Annotated in this window: 16 protein-coding genes and 3 pseudogenes; 7 read left to right on the top strand and 12 right to left on the bottom strand. The window is 71.2% G+C overall.

Annotation, left to right across the window (positions count from 1 at the left end; all coding sequences use genetic code 11):
* Nucleotides 1-1527 carry a tRNA (N6-isopentenyl adenosine(37)-C2)-methylthiotransferase MiaB gene (gene miaB / locus ACZ5DS_RS04710; protein WP_468234082.1) on the bottom strand — a complete coding sequence of 509 codons (1527 nt, stop codon included), beginning with the start codon at nucleotides 1525-1527 and terminating at the stop codon, nucleotides 1-3.
* Between the two features lie 631 nt (nucleotides 1528-2158).
* Here miaB and ACZ5DS_RS04705 point away from each other — a divergent pair.
* On the top strand, nucleotides 2159-2491 hold the full coding sequence (locus tag ACZ5DS_RS04705) for a hypothetical protein (protein ID WP_468234080.1): 333 nt from the start codon (nucleotides 2159-2161) through the stop codon (nucleotides 2489-2491).
* Nucleotides 2492-2790: 299 nt separating this feature from the next.
* Complete coding sequence (locus ACZ5DS_RS04700; protein WP_468234078.1) at nucleotides 2791-3027, top strand: hypothetical protein; 237 nt, start codon at nucleotides 2791-2793, stop codon at nucleotides 3025-3027.
* Between the two features lie 54 nt (nucleotides 3028-3081).
* On the opposite strand, the gene ACZ5DS_RS04695 is transcribed toward ACZ5DS_RS04700, so the two are convergent.
* From ACZ5DS_RS04695 to ACZ5DS_RS04670, 6 genes are all read right to left on the bottom strand, one after another.
* Nucleotides 3082-4053 carry a glycosyltransferase gene (locus ACZ5DS_RS04695; protein WP_468234075.1) on the bottom strand — a complete coding sequence of 324 codons (972 nt, stop codon included), beginning with the start codon at nucleotides 4051-4053 and terminating at the stop codon, nucleotides 3082-3084.
* Between the two features lie 250 nt (nucleotides 4054-4303).
* Nucleotides 4304-4486: a hypothetical protein gene (locus ACZ5DS_RS04690; protein ID WP_468234072.1), complete on the bottom strand. Its 183-nt coding sequence runs from the start codon at nucleotides 4484-4486 to the stop codon at nucleotides 4304-4306.
* A gap of 5 nt (nucleotides 4487-4491) precedes the next feature.
* Nucleotides 4492-5136, bottom strand: a complete 645-nt coding sequence (folE, locus tag ACZ5DS_RS04685; protein ID WP_468234069.1) for a GTP cyclohydrolase I FolE — start codon at nucleotides 5134-5136, stop codon at nucleotides 4492-4494.
* 120 nt (nucleotides 5137-5256) lie between these two features.
* A complete protein-coding gene (locus ACZ5DS_RS04680; RefSeq protein ID WP_468234067.1) occupies nucleotides 5257-6132 on the bottom strand; it encodes a phenylalanine 4-monooxygenase in 876 nt (291 codons plus the stop codon).
* A 540-nt stretch (nucleotides 6133-6672) separates the two neighbouring features.
* Nucleotides 6673-6990, bottom strand: coding sequence for a hypothetical protein (locus ACZ5DS_RS04675; protein WP_468234064.1), 318 nt, complete (start codon nucleotides 6988-6990; stop codon nucleotides 6673-6675).
* An 85-nt stretch (nucleotides 6991-7075) separates the two neighbouring features.
* The gene (locus tag ACZ5DS_RS04670) at nucleotides 7076-7378 is read right to left on the bottom strand and encodes a GNAT family N-acetyltransferase (RefSeq protein ID WP_468234061.1); all 303 of its coding nucleotides are present in this window, start codon (nucleotides 7376-7378) and stop codon (nucleotides 7076-7078) included.
* A 272-nt stretch (nucleotides 7379-7650) separates the two neighbouring features.
* On the opposite strand from ACZ5DS_RS04670, the gene ACZ5DS_RS04665 reads away from it, so the two are divergent.
* Entirely contained in the window at nucleotides 7651-8277 is a 627-nt protein-coding gene (locus ACZ5DS_RS04665; RefSeq protein WP_468234059.1) for a protein-L-isoaspartate O-methyltransferase family protein, read from the top strand.
* A 36-nt stretch (nucleotides 8278-8313) separates the two neighbouring features.
* Here the strand turns inward: ACZ5DS_RS04665 and ACZ5DS_RS04660 are convergent, their stop codons facing one another.
* From ACZ5DS_RS04660 to ACZ5DS_RS04645, 4 genes and pseudogenes are all read right to left on the bottom strand, one after another.
* Nucleotides 8314-9645, bottom strand: a complete 1332-nt coding sequence (locus tag ACZ5DS_RS04660) for a cytochrome P450 (RefSeq protein WP_468234056.1) — start codon at nucleotides 9643-9645, stop codon at nucleotides 8314-8316.
* A 336-nt stretch (nucleotides 9646-9981) separates the two neighbouring features.
* Nucleotides 9982-10086 (bottom strand): annotated as a pseudogene (locus ACZ5DS_RS04655) (3-oxoacyl-ACP reductase); the annotation flags it as partial.
* Nucleotides 10083-10289 (bottom strand): annotated as a pseudogene (locus tag ACZ5DS_RS04650) (fumarylacetoacetate hydrolase family protein); the annotation flags it as partial. The pseudogenes ACZ5DS_RS04650 and ACZ5DS_RS04655, both read right to left, overlap by 4 nt.
* A 410-nt stretch (nucleotides 10290-10699) precedes the next feature.
* Nucleotides 10700-11449, bottom strand: a complete 750-nt coding sequence (locus tag ACZ5DS_RS04645) for a PP2C family protein-serine/threonine phosphatase (RefSeq protein ID WP_468234054.1) — start codon at nucleotides 11447-11449, stop codon at nucleotides 10700-10702.
* A gap of 726 nt (nucleotides 11450-12175) precedes the next feature.
* Here ACZ5DS_RS04645 and ACZ5DS_RS04640 point away from each other — a divergent pair.
* The 4 genes and pseudogenes from ACZ5DS_RS04640 to ACZ5DS_RS04625 all read left to right on the top strand — a co-directional run.
* A pseudogene (locus ACZ5DS_RS04640) lies at nucleotides 12176-12516 on the top strand (pyridine nucleotide-disulfide oxidoreductase); the annotation flags it as partial.
* Between the two features lie 137 nt (nucleotides 12517-12653).
* Nucleotides 12654-13013 carry a DUF6204 family protein gene (locus tag ACZ5DS_RS04635; protein WP_468234051.1) on the top strand — a complete coding sequence of 120 codons (360 nt, stop codon included), beginning with the start codon at nucleotides 12654-12656 and terminating at the stop codon, nucleotides 13011-13013.
* Nucleotides 13014-13074: 61 nt separating this feature from the next.
* On the top strand, nucleotides 13075-13548 hold the full coding sequence (locus tag ACZ5DS_RS04630; protein ID WP_468234049.1) for a MarR family winged helix-turn-helix transcriptional regulator: 474 nt from the start codon (nucleotides 13075-13077) through the stop codon (nucleotides 13546-13548).
* A 238-nt stretch (nucleotides 13549-13786) separates the two neighbouring features.
* Complete coding sequence (locus ACZ5DS_RS04625; RefSeq protein ID WP_468234046.1) at nucleotides 13787-15217, top strand: hypothetical protein; 1431 nt, start codon at nucleotides 13787-13789, stop codon at nucleotides 15215-15217.
* A gap of 47 nt (nucleotides 15218-15264) precedes the next feature.
* On the opposite strand, the gene ACZ5DS_RS04620 is transcribed toward ACZ5DS_RS04625, so the two are convergent.
* Entirely contained in the window at nucleotides 15265-15672 is a 408-nt protein-coding gene (locus ACZ5DS_RS04620; protein WP_468234044.1) for a pyrophosphohydrolase domain-containing protein, read from the bottom strand.
* Nucleotides 15673-15773: the final 101 nt, after the last annotated feature.

The raw sequence follows: 15773 nt of genomic DNA, 5'->3' as shown, positions 1-15773 counted from the left end.
TCAGTCGCAGCCGCAGGCGCTTCCCGTCGCGGCCGGCAGCGGGGCCGGTACGCCGATCTTCGGCAGGCCCAGCATCACGCCCGCCGGCTTGGCGGCCTCCGCCGCGTTGCGCTTCTCCCAGGCGTCACCCGCGGGGGTGCGGCGCACGTCGAGGACGGAGCCCTCGGCGAGGAGGTGGTGCGGGGCGGCGTAGGTGATCTCGACGGTCACCACATCGCCGGGGCGGACCTCCTGCTCCGGCTTGGTGAAGTGGACGAGCCGGTTGTCGGGGGCACGGCCGGAGAGGCGGTGGGTGGCGCCGTCCTTGCGTCCCTCGCCCTCGGCAACCATCAGCTCGAGCGTGCGGCCGACCTGCTTCTTGTTCTCCTCCCAGGAGATCTCCTCCTGGAGGGCGACGAGACGCTCGTAGCGCGCCTGGACGACCTCCTTGGGGATCTGGTTCTCCATGGTGGCGGCCGGGGTGCCGGGTCGCTTGGAGTACTGGAAGGTGAAGGCCTGCGCGAACCGTGCCTCACGGACGACGTGGAGGGTCTCCTCGAAGTCCTCCTCCGTCTCGCCCGGGAAGCCCACGATGATGTCGGTGGTGATCGCGGCGTGCGGGATGGCGGCCCGCACCTTCTCGATGATCCCGAGGTAGCGCTCCTGCCGGTACGACCGGCGCATCGCCTTCAGGACCGTGTCCGAGCCGGACTGCAGCGGCATGTGCAGCTGCGGCATGACGTTCGGCGTCTCGGCCATGGCGGCGATGACGTCGTCGGTGAAGTCACGGGGATGCGGGGACGTGAACCGCACCCGCTCCAGGCCCTCGATGTTCCCGCAGGCGCGCAGCAGCTTGCTGAAGGCCTCACGGTCGCCGATGTCGGAGCCGTAGGCGTTGACGTTCTGCCCGAGCAGCGTGATCTCGGAGACGCCCTCGTCGACCAGCGCCTCGACCTCGGCGAGGATGTCGCCGGGGCGGCGGTCCTTCTCCTTGCCGCGCAGGGCCGGGACGATGCAGAAGGTGCACGTGTTGTTGCAGCCGACGGAGATCGACACCCAGGCCGCGTAGGCGCTCTCGCGCCGCGTCGGCAGGGTGGACGGGAACGCCTCCAGTGACTCGGCGATCTCGACCTGAGCCTCTTCCTGCACGCGGGCGCGTTCCAGCAGGACCGGCAGCTTGCCGATGTTGTGCGTGCCGAAGACGACGTCCACCCAGGGCGCCTTCTTCACGATGGTGTCGCGGTCCTTCTGCGCGAGGCAGCCGCCGACCGCGATCTGCATACCGGGGCGGCTCGCCTTCCTCGGGGCGAGCCGGCCGAGGTTGCCGTAGAGCCGGTTGTCGGCGTTCTCACGCACCGCGCAGGTGTTGAACACGACGACGTCGGCGTCCCCGTCGGACCCCTCGGGCGCCCGCACGTACCCGGCCTCTTCGAGCAGCCCGGACAATCGCTCGGAGTCGTGGACGTTCATCTGGCACCCGTAGGTGCGCACTTCGTAGGTCTTGGGTGCTTGAACGTCCACTGCGGGGCTCCGGTCGCTGCTGGTCATGCGTCCAGAGTAGGCGGTTCCCGAGGAACGCAGGTCCAGCCCACTTCGCCGGCAGCCCGCCACCCGAGACCCCGCGGTGCACCGCCCGACCGCCGGTATCCGGTATCTGGTATCTGGGTATCCGACGCTGTTTGTGATGCCTTCCGCCGATGCCATCACGGGAGGCTTCAGTGCTTTCGCCGCGTGGCTGCCAACACGTGCATTCATCAGGGTGAGCCGATTAATACACTTCCGAGGGCGACATTCAGATGTCACCAAGTAGATCACCGGACAGACCTGCCGAGCGAAACTCGAACCGGCGACAGATAAGTCGCCGGCGGCATGAAGGGGACCGTGGACCGACACCTGGAAGCGCGGTGAAGAACATGGTGAAATTCACCCCCCGTCGGCCGAGCATCGAGTGGATGACGGGCCTGCCCTTCACCGACCGCGCTGGGGCGGAGCGAAGTCCTGCAAGACCTCCTGGCGCGGCACCTGCGCCGCCTGCGACTTCGCCGCGATCTGCCGGGACCGGCCCAGCGCCCCACAGCGCTTCCCAGCCACATCAGCCCGTTGGGGCGCGGTGTTCTGCCGTACCAGCGCCACGACCCCACCTCCACACCACCGACCCGGCCGGCAAGGTCTGTCCCGCATGACCTCAGCGAGACGCCCCATCGTGGAGTGCGCGACTCACGGAAAGACGGATTCATCGGCGCCGGACCGGAAAAAGACGCTGGACTATTTCGTCTCCGCGCTCGGTTTCACGGAGAAAGCCAGCGCGGAGGACACCGACCGCCACTCGTCGCTCCTGCGGCAGGCGGAAGTGACGGTGGTGGTCACCGACGGCCCGATCACCGAGCAATTCTGTGCCACGCACGGCGATGGCGTGGCAGACATAGGCTTCGGCTGCACCGACCCCGCCGCGGCCCTGGAGTCGGCGTTACGAGCGGCGCCAGCCCGGTGGCAGGCCATGCGGACAGTGTGACGGTGCCCGGCGTCGGCAGCGTGCGCCACACCCCGTGGCCGACGGCGAGGAGGGGGAGATCCACCTGGCCGGTGCTATCGCGGAGGGCTGTCTGGGGGCGCCGGAGCAGACGGCCGCCCGGTTCGCCCGCGGCGCCGACGGACGTGTCTGGTACGCCACAGGGGACCTCGCCGTGCGGGACGCCGACGAGACGCCGTGGTTCCGGGGCAGGGACGACGGTCAGGTGAAACTCCGCGGGATGCGGATCGAACTGGGCGAGATAGAAGCGCGGCTGCACGCGGCCCCTGAATCCGGAGGAAATGCAACTCGGACACGGCGAGACGGCCGCAGACACCGCCCGCGTCCTGTCGTCCTACCTCGACGCCATCACCGTACGGACTTTCGACCACGCCGCAGTGGAGCACATGGCCGACGCCGCGACGATCCCGGTCGTCAACGCCCTCACCAACACCCACCACCCGTGCCAGTCGCTGGCCGACCTTCTCGCTCTGCGCGAGCGGACCGCGTGCACCAGCGCCCCTCCTGTCGCCCGCTGAATCCCGCCCATCCTCTCGGTGCCGAACCGGTCGGCGGATGCCGATCGCTCGGCGTCACCTCGGGCGGCGCCCTCGTTCGCGCCGGGCCCATCCCGGCAGGCTGCTCAGAGGCGGTAGCTCGGCGGTACGGGCGGGACGTTGGACGATCTCTCCTGCTCGCGAGCCGGGGGTCACCACCATGTCTCCCCAGCGCTCGGGCAGCGGCCGGCCCTCGGTGCGGAATTCGGAGCGCAGGGCGGCGTGCAGTATCTCGAAGGCCTGGAGCGAGATGTGCGCCCAGTCGCCACTTGGGTGCTCCTTGTAGTGCAGTTCGGCCTGCCCGATGGCGGCCGGGCCGTAGCGGCGGCTGATCTGGTCGAGGAGATGGAACTCGATGGCCCAGCCCACCGGGAAGGCCAGCTCGGCCAGGGTGGACCGCCACGTCGCGTGCTCACCGCTGAGCGGCTGGCGGATGTCGGCCAGCTCGGGACGCAACAGGGAGAGCACCGGACGGGCCATGGCCTCCGTGGTCCGGCCGCCGGTGTAGTCGTCGTAGAAGCCCAGCACGTGGTGCAGGCCGGGATCGACCAGCAGGGGAGCGACCAGCCGGCAGACCTTGGTGGAGTCAAAACGCAGGTGGTCGCCGTCTATGAAGACCACGATGTCGCCGTCGCTCGCCCAGGTCCCCTTCCACATCACCGAGCCCTTGCCGGAATCGGGAATGTCGACGATCGGCTCAGCGGTTGCGAAGTCGATCACTCGTGCGCCGGCCCGCTGGGCCAACTTGGCCGTCTCGTCCGAGGATTCATGGTCGACGACCACCACCTCGTCAACCGCGCCGACCGAGACGAGGTCATCGACGATCGGTGCCACTACCCCTTCGATGGTGGTCCCGCAGTCACGGGCAGGAATGACGACGGAGATCCGGACCTGGCCACTCCGCTCGGTGTCCCCGTTCCATCGTGGATTGGCGGCCGCAACTCGCCTGGCAGCTGCGAGTGCCCGGGGGTGGTCCAGGTCGGTACCGAGGAAGGTTCTGATCGTCACTCTGTCGTCTCCTCTGGTCGTGATCCACGGTGAAGGGGAGCCGCACAGCCCGCAACCGGGGCACGGACCGGAGCCGCCGACCCGCTCGCAGCTCACCCGTGGTCGACATGCGCCGCCTCGCGGACAACCGAGTAAGGGTGCCGGCCCGTCGCACCGCTCCATGCGACCCTGCGTCACGAGCTGGAGACCTGCGGCATCCCCGACCGCGCACCGCGACCACCTGCTCGGGCGCGGCGGGTCTGTAGGAAGCTCAAGGGGCCTGTCCGTGGTGTTCGTCAACCTGCCGTTCGATGTCGGCGGCGGTGCGCACGACGGCGTCCATGGCGCGCTGGATGCGCAGCCGGTTGGCCGGTGACCACGGCGGTGTCGCGACGGAATCCACGGGTTCCGCGAGGAACCGGGCGTCGGCGGAGGCCGGGAGCTCAGCTGCCATGGTGCTCACCCAGGGGTGCCGACCAGGGACAGGAACTCGCTGCGCGAGCGGGCGTTGTCGCGGACTTGGCCCAGGAGGGCGGAGGTGACCGTAGTGCTGCCGAGGGACTGCACACCGCGCAGCGTCATGCAGGTGTGCTCTGCCTCGATGACCACGCCGACGCCCTTCGGGTGAAGCTGTTCGTCGAGCCATTGCGCGACCTGCATGGTCAGTCGCTCCTGCACCTGCGGTCGGCAGGCGAAGTGTTCCACCACTCGGGCCAGTTTGGACAGGCCGAGGATGCGCCGGTCGGGGAGGTAGCCCACATGAGCGTGCCCGACGAAGGGCAGCAGATGGTGCTCGCACACCGAGCGCATGGTGATCGACCGCGCGAGCACCAGTTGGTCGTAGCCTTCGTCGTTGGGAAAGGTGGTCGGCCGGAACGGACGCGGGCTGAACAGTTCGGCGTAGGCCCGGGCCATCCGCCCGGGGGTCTCGGCCAAGCCCTCGCTGTCCGTTCGTACCCCGAGCGCGGCCAGGAAGTCCTTTGCGGCCTTCTCGGCACCGGCGAGATCGATCTGGTCGGACGAGGGCAGGACTGCCGGGTCGTCGTCGGTCAGGAGGTCGTCGGTCGGCGAAGCCGGACTCCGGTCCATCGTGCCCTCCTCCATGCTCGTTCCTCTGCTCGTGGAGCCACAGCGTCAGAAAGCCACAGGTCACTGCACCTCGCACGCTGGGAGGCGTCTGCGTGTACGCGCCGTAACGTCGGCAGCCTTGCCGCGGCACAGCACTCAGGACGCCGCGGCTCGTCCGAAGCGCGGCGCACTCTCGTCGTCGAGCGCCGAAAGGAAGCCGCCCAGAGTGTCGGTGACCTCGTCCAGGCTGCGGGCGCTGAAGAGCACCGGCTGGTACCCGGAGATGTCGTACTCGGTGGCGATCATCGTGCGGATGTCCAGCGGACGGATCCGGGCCTGCCGCAGGCGGCAGATCTCCCCGTACGAGGAGAGCAGGGCCGCCCCGTATGCCTTGGGTGCCCCGCCCTCGTCGAGGACCCCGTACTCCAGGGTGAACCAGTACACATCGCTGATCATCTGGAGGACGTCCTCGCGCTCGACCCGCATCGCCGCATCCCCGATCAGCCGGTAGACGTTGGCAAAGGCCGGCGAGGCCAGGTGGATCCCGTGGCCGAAGACGTCATGGATGATGTCCGGCTCGGGGGTGAACATCGGTACGGCCGGGTGGCGGACGAACTGCACGGCGTGGAAGTAGCCGTCGGCCATCGACCCCAGGAACCGCTTGTTCCCGACCACACCCCCCGCGAGGGTGAAGTCGAAGCCCGTCAACCTCCGCAGGTGCTGCCCGACCTCGGCATGCTGCGGGATGTGGTCCGCTGGGATGGGGGCCTGTTCACGGGCGTCGAGGGCGGCACGGCAGGCATGCTCGCGTTGGGCGGTCCACAGCGCCTGGTGAACGGTCCGCCAAGTCCGCTCCTCGGCCTCGCTGTAGTCCACTCGCGGTGAAGGGTCGCCAACCCGGTGTCCGCAGGCCAGCGAGGCGATGGCCCGACGCCGCAGCAGGTAGCGGGGATCACTGAGCCCCGGGTGCTCGAGGGCCGCGCCCAGTCGGCCATCGGCCGCGATCGGAGTACGCACCTGAATATTGCTCACGAACCGATTGTTTCCGTGGGCACGGAACGGCGCACCCGGGCGCACTTGCCCCCAGCGGTGCGTCGTTCACGCCCCGGGTGGGAGTTGCCGCGACATCAGCCGCCAGCCGTCCTGTTCGCCCCGGACAACCCATAGGCGACCTGCAGCTGGGCGAGACACGGCGTCCTGACCGGCGCGGACGCGGATTCGGCACCGCTCGGGTGTCACCCGTGCGGCGTAATTCGCCTGTTCGGTCGGCGTCAGTCGGCCAATAGCGGGAAGCGTGGCTCGGGGCTCATCGATCGCCCGGTCGCGGCTGGGCAAGGGATGGGGCAGCGTCTCGGTGCCCCCGGCGGCCCGTACGACCTGCGGGAACTCCGCAACGAGCACGGCGAGAGGATCAGCGGCGACGTCTCCTCAACCCGGTTGATGAGGTTTTCTGAATTCAGGTCTGGCGGTGTCGGTTCGCCCCTACGTTGTCGAGGCCGCTTCCAGCATCGCCCCCGACCCGGGGGCTCCACCTGCCTCCAGCTGCCTCCAGCTGCCTCCAGCTTCAACCGGTCACGGCGATGACCAGCGACGGGTTCCTCCTCCCGCCGTATTCTCAGCGCCTCGTGGCGCACCGGTGTCGTCCACGTCTGTGCAGACGACCTTGCCGTCGAGGGTCACCACCGACGTCAGGTCCAGGTCCATGAAGGGGTGCCCCCAGGTGCGCCGCAACCAGTCCTCGTAGGTCGTGGCGTCCGCCGGAACGTCACTCGGTTCGTCGGCAGCGGCCCCGGCTTCCGCCGCGTACAGCGCCCGCGGATCGGCGGCCAGGTCCGTGCCGGTCTGCAGCCGGACGCCGGTCGGCAGCGGGGAGGGCAGCGGCGGCAGCATGGCCGTCGTGAGATCGAGCCGGAGGATACGGCCCGCGCGGGTACGGCGGTAGCCGTGGCGCTCCGCGAACGGGTGCGTCCCGGGTTCATCGTTGGCCCAGGCGTAGACGGGTCGCGCCGACTGCGGCGAGGTGCTCCTCGGCCGAGGCCGGCAGGGCGTGCCCGACGCCGTGGCCCCGGTGGTCCGGATGGACATGCGGGGTCGCCTCCGCCTGGCCCGGGACGCTGCTGTCGTGCAGCAGCGACGCCCGTACAGCGCCGACGACCCGGTCGTCCCGCTCGGCGACGAACAGCCGCCGGGACTGCGCCGCGGAGGCGGTGGAGATCTCCCAGGCGACGCCCTGCGGAGTGGAGAGCAGATGGGGCACGGCGAGCCGTCGCAACGACACCAGGGCAGATGTGGTGCCTGCAGGCGGAGCTGCCGGCGGCGCTGTTCGTGCTGGGGGTGGGCACCGCCGCCGGCACCGGTGCGGCTACTGCGTCCACTGCGGGGCTCCGGTCGCTGCTGAAGGTCATGCCACGTGGGTAGGCGTTCCCTGGAAGGCTCTCCCCGGTGCTCCCGGAGCGGGCGCCTCGGGGAAGCTCGCAGCCCAGCGGCTGCCCGGCCTGGTGGTGTGGTGACCTGCCCATGACCTCCGTACTCAGGGATCCCGAAGATCTCGTGCGAGCCCTCAGAGCCGCCGGGATCAGGGACGAGCGACTGCTCGAGGCCGTACGAACGACACCCCGGGCGGGTTTCGTTCCGGCCGGTCAGGAAGTCGCCGCCTACCGGGACGTGCCCGTTGCCATCGGGCAGGGACAGGTCACCACACAGCCGTCGCTGTCCGCCATGATGATCGAGAGCCTTGATCTGGACGGGAGCGAACACGTCCTCGAGGTCGGTACCGGCCTCGGCTTCCAGACCGCGCTGCTGGCCCGGCTGGCCGCCGACGTGGTCAGCATCGAATTGCGGCCGGACCTCGCCCGCATGGCGCGCGCAAACCTCGCTCGGCAGGGCGTACGGAACGTGGACCTGCGGATCGGCGACGGCAGCGGCGGCGTACCGGATCGCGCTCCCTACGACGCGGTCCTCGTCTCGGCCGCGTTCCCCGAGGTGCCCGCTCCGCTGGTCGCGCAGGTGCGTCCGAGCGGCCGCCTGGTCCAGCCGATCGGGCCGGGCGGGCACGAGCAGGTGGTGTGCTTCGAGCACACCGCGTCGGGGCTGGAGCAGGTGCGGGTGGTGACGGCGGCCTGCTTCGTCCGACTGCAGGGACGGTACGGATTCCCGCCGGACGAGACGGACTGGTAGCGGGTGTTCTCCGCTGTGATGGGTTCCGAGTAGTGCTCAGGTGAGTGACGGTTCCAGGGACGCGGGGGTGGGGCCGGCGGGGCGGACGGTGATGCCGTACTCCGCCTTCGTGGGGGTGGAGTGGAAGGCCGGGGTATGGACCGGCAGGAGGTGTTCGAGCAGGGCGGTCGTTTCGCGGAGTGCGAATTGCAGACCCAGGCAGGCGCGGGGACCGACGCCGAAGGGGAAGTAGGCGCCGGGCTGGGTGGGTCGGCCGTCCGGGGTGATGAAGCGCCGGGGGTCGAAGTGCTCCGGGTCCGGCCACAGTTCGGGATCGCGGTGCGTGAGGTACGGGCAGACCAGGAGGTCGGAGCCCGCCTCGACGGTGTACCCGGCGATGGTGTCGTCCTCGGTGGCGTGACGGGGCAGGATCCAGGCGGACGGGTAGAGCCGCAGCGTCTCGTGGACCAGAGCCTGGATGGCCTGGCGGCGTTGCGCCGAGCCTTCGCCGCCCGCCGCGAGGGCTTCTTCGCGGGCGCCGGGGTACCGGTCGAGGAGCAGGTAGAGCCAGGTCAGGGTGGTGGCGGTGGTCTCGTGCCCGGCCATGAGCAGCGTGACCAGTTCGTCGCGGATCAGCCCGTCGGTGTACTCGGGGCGCTCGGTGGCGGCGTCGATCAGGACGTGCAGCAGGCCGGGGCCGTCGGGGCCGGCCGCCCCGCTGCGGGCGGTGTCGATGGCGTGCCGGGCGACCGCGTCGATCCGGGCGAGATCGGCGGCGACGGCGTCCTGGGCGTCGGTGACATCGGCGGGGAGAGTCGGCAGGGCGGCTGCCACGGAGGCCACGGCGGCGAGTTCGCGCTCGGTCCCGTCATCGAGCGGGTGCCCGGTGAGAGAACGCCAGATGGCGTCCAGGGCGAAGCGGCGCATCTCCTGCCCGACATCAAAGGTCTGCCCGGTACGGGCGTACTCGGCCCAGCGTCCGGCGGCGGTTCGGGCAGCCTCGGTGATCCGCTGTTCGTAGCGGCGCATCCCGGTGCCGGTGAACTGGGACTGCAGCAAGCGGCGTTGCCGTTTCCAGGCCGCACCGGTGGCGGAGAGTACGCCATCGCCGATCAACACACGGGCACGGTGGGAGCGCTTGACGTACCGCTCCGGGTGCCGGGCGAGTACGTGCTGGACCGCCTGCGGGTCGGTGATGAGAACGGTGAGGGCAGGCCCGAGGCGGAACGCGGCGATGCCGCCGATCCGCTCCCGCACCTCGGCCAGCAGCTCGACCAGCTCGCCTCCCGCCGAACTCCACCGCTCCACAAGTCCGGGCTCGGCTTCGGGGACCGGCTGCCCCGTTCCGGGAACCTGCGGAAGGGAGCCGGGGCTGGCTTCGGTGTCCATGATTCCTCTCCTGGTCAACCGCTGAGCTTCAGCACGGACTGTACGGGAGCAGGCGCAACCGGTGACAACCCCCTTCTCGGCCTCGCCATGGCCAACGCGGGGTCGGGCACCCCGTGTTCAGAATGTCCCGGGCGTGCGGCCCAAGGTGCCCGCGGGGGTCAGCGGGGTGCCTGCCTTGTGCGGGGCTCGCGTGAAGCTTGCCGCCCTCGGCCCGGGCCTGCCGGTAGAGGGCCCTGAGCCGGTCCTGTTCGATCGCGTCAGCGACGGTTCCGGTACGGCCGGGCGGTGTCGCGCTGCGGCCCGCGTGGGTGACCAGGCCGTGCACCTGCCCGTACGTCCCGCGCGGGTCACTGCCTCGGCCTCCGCCGCGCCCTGGCCTCGGGCCGCGCCCGTGACCACGACGGCCTTGCCCCGCAGCCTCTCGGGGCGGAGGTCGGTCACGGCCGCTCCCGCGGACGGCGACGGGCGACCGGCACCGGATCGGGGCCGGGCACCACGGTGTTGGAGACGCTGCCGATGCCCTCGACGGTGAGCGCGACCGTGTCGCCGGGCTGCAGCGGCGCCGTGTCCCGCCGGCCTCGTACGCCCCACAGCGCGGCGAGGCAGCCGCCGTTGCCGCAGGTGCCCGAGCCGAGGACGTCACCATCCGACGACCGGTGCAGAAGTCGCCGATCAGCGTGGTGCAGCACGTCGTGATCGTGGTCTCGGTGACGCCGACCAGGACTCCTCGGCCGGCGCCCGACCGCACCCTGGGGACGTCCGGGCTCTCCGAGCAGCTGAAGTTCACCCGCAGCCGCCTCACCCGCGCGGTGATCCGACGGGAGGAGTCCAGCTACGTCCGCCGCTGGGACGACCCGGCCGATCGACGGGGGCAACTCGCCGAACTCACCGACCAGGGAATGGAGTTGCGGAGCAAGGGCGCTCCCGGCCATGTGGCCGCCGTCCACCGCGCGGTGTTCGACGCCCTCGGACCCGACCAGGTGAAGCACCTACCCGCCGGATCCAGACCTCGCCGACTCGATCGCCGGCTGTCGGCCAGGGGGGAGGGCGGCGGCTACTCGTCCACAACCCGTACGACGGCCAGCGTGATGTTGTCCGGGCCGCCCGCCGCGATCGCGGTCTTCCACAGCTCGAACGCCGCCCGGTTGTCGTCGTGCTCCCGCAGCACCTCGTCCAGGACCTCCGGCGGCACCGGATCGGTCAGGCCGTCGGTGCAGACGAGGAAGCGGTCGCCGGGCGACAGCGGCGCGGCTGTCACATGGGCGCGGACGGGACGGTAGGTGGGGCTGCCGCCCAGGCACTGGGTGACGATCGAGGTGGTGCGCTGCCCCGGCTCGAGCGGCGGGCTGTCGTCCACGCTCAGCTGGCGCAGCCCGTCCGGGGCGGCGGCGAAGGCTCGGCTGTCGCCCACGTTGAACACCAGCGCCGTGTCGGTCTGTACGACGATGCCGGCGATCGTGGTTCCCATGGCGGCCAGCTCGCTTCCGGCGTCGCCGCCGGCGGCCTGGTACACGGCGCGGTTGCAGGCGTTCAGCGCGTCACGGACGGCGTCCTCGCTGCTCAGGGCCGGTCCGACCGCGGCGATCCGGCGGACGACCAGCGCACTGGCCACGTCGCCTCCGGGATGGCCGCCGAGCCCGTCGGCGACGGCGACGACGAGGGGTGTGCCGATCGGGAAGAACAGGGTCTGCGGGCTCTCGGTCACGGTGGCGCACAGGGTCCAGGGTCCGACCACGAGGCTGTCCTCGTTGCGCTCGCGGAGCAGCCCTGGATGGCTCAGCGCGGTCACCGCCACGTACGGCATGGAACGCCACCGCCTTCCCGTACCGGACACACTGCCGGAGGCAGGGCTCCCCTCAAGTCTAGTGGCCTCTCACCTGGCCCAAAGGGAGCGCTTATGGCCGCTCTTCGCCGAGCGTATGGCCCGGGGGCGATGACCCGCGCGGACCTCCGGGTTACATGACCCAAACTCCGACTCGGCGGCGAATGCTCGTACTGGCGGCGAATGCTCGTACTGGGCCTGTGTGCCCAGCAAGGCGCTGCTGCGGCCGGTGATCGCGGTCGCCGACGCCCGCCCGCGTGGACGGCGCCCGGCAGGCCGTCACGGGGCCGCTCGACACCGGCGGCGAGGTCGACCGAGGACCTGGCCGGGGTCGGCCGTCTGGTCCGGGTGGACCAGAGGCCGTCTTCGCGCGCCGCAACCGCTACGTCACCGACTGGGACGACTCCGGACAGGCGCAGTGGGTCAAGTCCATCGGCGCCGATCTCTTCCGCGGCCACGGCCGCCTGGACGGCCCCGCCGCGTCACCATCACCCGGGACGACGGCGTGCGCCGGACGTTCACGGCCCGGCGCACGCGGTGGCCGTCGCCACCGGCAGCCTGCCGGTGCTGCCGGACATCCCGGGCATGGCGGAGGCCCGGGCATGGCGGAGGCCCGGCCCTGGACGAACCGGCGCGGCACCGACTCCAGCAGCGTCCCCGCCCGGCTCGCCGTCATCGGGTCTTCTTCACCGACCCGGAGGCGGCGGCACCGACCCGGAGGCCGCGGCCATGGGCCTGAGCGCCGAGCAGGCGGCCTCGGCCGGCCACCGGGTCCGGGGACGGTCGACCTCGACTTCAACGCCGCGCAGGGCGCCAACCTCCACGCCGACTGCTATCTGGGCCACGCGCGTCTGGTCATCGATCTGGACCGGGAGGTCCTGCTCGGAGCGACCTTCGTCGGCCCGGGCGTCAGCGAGCTGCTGCACTCGGCGACCGTGGCCGTCGCGGGCCAAGTGCCGCTCGAACGGCTCGGGCACGCGGTCACCTGCTTCCCCACCGTGAGCGAGATCTGGCTCTTCCTCCTCGCCGCCTACCAGCGCGGACGGTAGGCGCCGGCAGCGCCGCCCTCACCGGGTCCGCTCGAACCCGACCCGGCTGCCGAAGCCGGAGTCCGCCTCCTGCTGAGCGGCCTGGCGGGCCGGAAACTCGGTGGAGGCACGCCGCCCGCTGCGCCTAGGGTCGCCGGATGAGCAACCGGACTTTCCGTATCACCGTGCGCGGCGCCTTCGACGGACTCAGCGAGGCCCAGCGGGCCGACCTGCTCGCCGACGCCGCCCAGCACGACGTGCTGCACGCCGCCTTCACACCCGAGGGCCATCTCAGCTACGACATCGCCGCCCGACCCGCCTTCGTCTTCCGCTTCTCGGACACCGGTGAGGAAGAGGAGGACATCCTGGAGGCGACCGAGCGGGCCGAGGAGGCGGCGAAGGCGTGGCTGTCGGAGCGCGGCTACGGCTTCAAGAACCTCAGGTCCAGCGCGGAGGACCTGTCCCAGGCGCCCCTGGGGAAGCGGCAGCGACGCGCGGCACGTTCGAGCGGGGCATGAGGCAGCGCCTTCGAGCAACGCATAAACTTGAGTAGTCAAGGAGTTCGCAAGGAGGTCCTAAATGACCGGCAGCGATGCCCTGGACGCCGCGCTGCGGCTGGTGCGGGCGCAGACGGCGCTCGTGCGGCGCTTCGACGCCCGGCTGGGCGGGCTGCACGGGGTGAGCCTGGCCGACTTCACGATGCTGCTGCGTCTCGGGCAGGCACCCGGCGGCCGGATGCGCCGGGTCGACCTGGCCGAGACCCTGGGGCTGACCGCCTCCGGGGTGACCCGCGGGCTGGCTCCCCTGGAGCGGATCGGGCTCGTGACCCGCGAGCCGGACGCCCGTGACGCGCGCGTGGCCTACGCATCGCTGACCCGCACCGGCCGGCAGCACCTGAAGGAGATGCTGGCCACGGCGGAGGAGACCGCGACCGAGATCTTCGCCGGCCCTGCGGGGAGCACGGAGCACACCGGCTCCGCGTGGCGCAAGGAGGACATCGGCCTGCTCGCCACCCTGCTGACCCGGCTGGGCGGCACGGGGCTCCCGGGCTGACCCTTCCCGCCGTGAGCAGGTCGGTGGATCTGCCCGGCAGACTGGGATCCAGCCAGCACGCGGCCTGAACTCACCGTGTTTCACGTCACGTTGAGATGTGGGTGGTTTGTGAGGGACCGGTGCGTGCAGCCGTGGCATGCTCATGGCTCACCACCGAGTTACCAGCCGGTTCTACCTATGGGTAGCCGGCTGTCGGTGCTGCCTTTCTCGAAACCCCCCACCTCACACAGGACCGACCTTGCGCAGACGCATGGGGCACCGCCGTGCCCTCCTGCCCGCCTTCACCGTGACCGCCCTCTTCCTCGCCGCCGGCTGTTCCTCGCCCGCGCCGCACGCCGAGCAGTCGGCGGCGGCCCGCGGCCAGGAGGTCCGGGTCGACGACGGCCCCGCCGACGGCACGGACCACTCGCTCACCGTCGCCGCGGCCCCCTCCGCCACCGCGACCGCTACGGCCGGCCCGTCCGGTTCGGACCGGCGGGCGCACAAGACCTCCCTCACCGTCAGCTCGTACGACAGCCGGACCCGGCGCGCCGTCATCGCCAAGGCGCCGGCGGGCAAGGGGCGTTCGCAGTCACCTGCGACCCCCTCCCCCACCTCCTCGGCGACACCGCACAAGGCCGCCGTGGGTGACGTCATCGCCAGCGCCCCGGCGCCCGGCGCCCCGCACGGTCTGCTCGCCAAGGTCACCAAGGTGCTCGGCGAGACCGACCGGGGCACCGAGGTGCAGACCGAACCGGCGGCGCTCAACGCGCTGTTGGGCGACGACACGGCGAAGGGCACCGTGCCGGTCGACCCGTCCTCCTTCTCCGTCGACAAGCTGCTGCCCGATGTGAAGGTCTCCTGGTCCAAGGCCGGTGATGTGCACGTCGGCCCCAAGGGCGGGACCGTGCCGCTCGGCAGCCTCCGGCTCGACGTCGGCGCGAAGGTGCCGACGGCTCAGGGCGGCCCGGTCTCGGCCGAGGCCTCGGTGTCCGGGTTCGTCCAGGTGGCCCCGCAGGTCGACTTCCGCTACGGCGGCACGGGCACCGACGCGGCGCCCGGCTCGGCGTACCTGGGCGTCTCCGGCGACTGGTCCTCCGGGTGGGCCGTCAAGGGCCGGGCCGCCGCGGCCACCGGCACCCCGCTGCGGATCCCGTTCGCCAAGCTGCACGCCGACCCCGTCCTGCAGGTCGGCCCGGTGCCCGTCGTCGTCAACCTCGACCTGACCTGTTACGTCCAGATCAGCGCCGACGGACACGTCACCGTCGACGTCGAGCAGAGCCTCAAGGGCGACTTCAAGGCGGGCGGCACCTTCGCGCCGGCCAAGGGGTGGACACCGGTCAGCTCCGCGAACATGACGAGCACGCCGGTGAAGGCCGCCCTGACCACCGCCGGAAGCCTGAAGACGGCCCTCGGCGCCGAGGCGTCCGTCGGCCTCTACGGCACCGTCGGCGTCACCGCCGACCTGGCGCCGTACCTGCGCGGCGAGGCCTCCGGGACGGTCACCGCCTCCTCCGACACCCCCGGGGTGAAGGCCGAGGGCGTCTGGGCGGTCTACGGCGGTGTCGACCTGTCGGGCACCCTGCGGCTCCAGCTGTCCATCTTCGGCACGCCGGTGTTCCAGCGGAGCGTCCCGCTGGGGTCGCTGCACCGCGAGTGGAAGCTGGCGGGCGGGTCCCTGTCGTCGTAGACGTCAGGCTGCACGTCGTAGGCGTCAGGCTGCGCGAATCGTAGACGTCAGGCTGCGCCGCCGGGTGTCCAGCCCTGGCGGCGCAGGACGGCCGTGACGTCCGGCGCCCGGTAGTGCTCGCCCTTGAGGACCTTGCCGTCGGCGCGGCGGGCGACCTCGCCGTCGGGGCCCAGCTTGCTCATGTTGGCGCGGTGGATCTCGGCGATCACCTCGTCGAGATCGATCCCGTGGACCAGGGCCGTGCCGTACGCCACGTAGACCACGTCCGCCAGCTCGTGCGCGAGTCTGTCCAGCGGGCCCTCGACCGACACCTCGGCCACCTCCGCCACCTCCTCGGCCAGCAGTTCCCCGCGGTGCGCGGCCAGTTCGGGTGCCACCTCGGTCGGACTGGTGCGGGCGTCGAGGCCGAAGGCCCGGTGGAATTCGTGGACGAGACGGGCGGGCGAAGAACTCATACGGCGACTCTAACGGCCGCCACTGACAGCCCCACCGCGCTGCACCGGACGCCCGGAGTGACCTCGGCCCTGGTCAGCCCCGCACAACGCCTGGCAGGATC

It is taken from the genome of Streptomyces sp. NPDC031100, assembly GCF_055570785.1.
Note: the sequence above shows the minus strand (reverse complement) of the source record. Positions and strands in the feature narration are given on the sequence as shown.

What these genes read in the sequence shown, in the direction of transcription:
- miaB (WP_468234082.1), bottom strand. Translation starts at nt 1,527, where the DNA reads ATGACCAGCAGCGACCGGAGCCCCGCAGTGGACGTTCAAGCACCCAAG.
- ACZ5DS_RS04705 (WP_468234080.1), top strand. Translation starts at nt 2,159, where the DNA reads ATGACCTCAGCGAGACGCCCCATCGTGGAGTGCGCGACTCACGGAAAG.
- ACZ5DS_RS04700 (WP_468234078.1), top strand. Translation starts at nt 2,791, where the DNA reads ATGCAACTCGGACACGGCGAGACGGCCGCAGACACCGCCCGCGTCCTG.
- ACZ5DS_RS04690 (WP_468234072.1), bottom strand. Translation starts at nt 4,486, where the DNA reads ATGGCAGCTGAGCTCCCGGCCTCCGCCGACGCCCGGTTCCTCGCGGAA.
- folE (WP_468234069.1), bottom strand. Translation starts at nt 5,136, where the DNA reads ATGGAGGAGGGCACGATGGACCGGAGTCCGGCTTCGCCGACCGACGAC.
- ACZ5DS_RS04675 (WP_468234064.1), bottom strand. Translation starts at nt 6,990, where the DNA reads ATGCTGCCGCCGCTGCCCTCCCCGCTGCCGACCGGCGTCCGGCTGCAG.
- ACZ5DS_RS04660 (WP_468234056.1), bottom strand. Translation starts at nt 9,645, where the DNA reads ATGGACACCGAAGCCAGCCCCGGCTCCCTTCCGCAGGTTCCCGGAACG.
- ACZ5DS_RS04645 (WP_468234054.1), bottom strand. Translation starts at nt 11,449, where the DNA reads ATGCCGTACGTGGCGGTGACCGCGCTGAGCCATCCAGGGCTGCTCCGC.
- ACZ5DS_RS04635 (WP_468234051.1), top strand. Translation starts at nt 12,654, where the DNA reads ATGAGCAACCGGACTTTCCGTATCACCGTGCGCGGCGCCTTCGACGGA.
- ACZ5DS_RS04630 (WP_468234049.1), top strand. Translation starts at nt 13,075, where the DNA reads ATGACCGGCAGCGATGCCCTGGACGCCGCGCTGCGGCTGGTGCGGGCG.
- ACZ5DS_RS04620 (WP_468234044.1), bottom strand. Translation starts at nt 15,672, where the DNA reads ATGAGTTCTTCGCCCGCCCGTCTCGTCCACGAATTCCACCGGGCCTTC.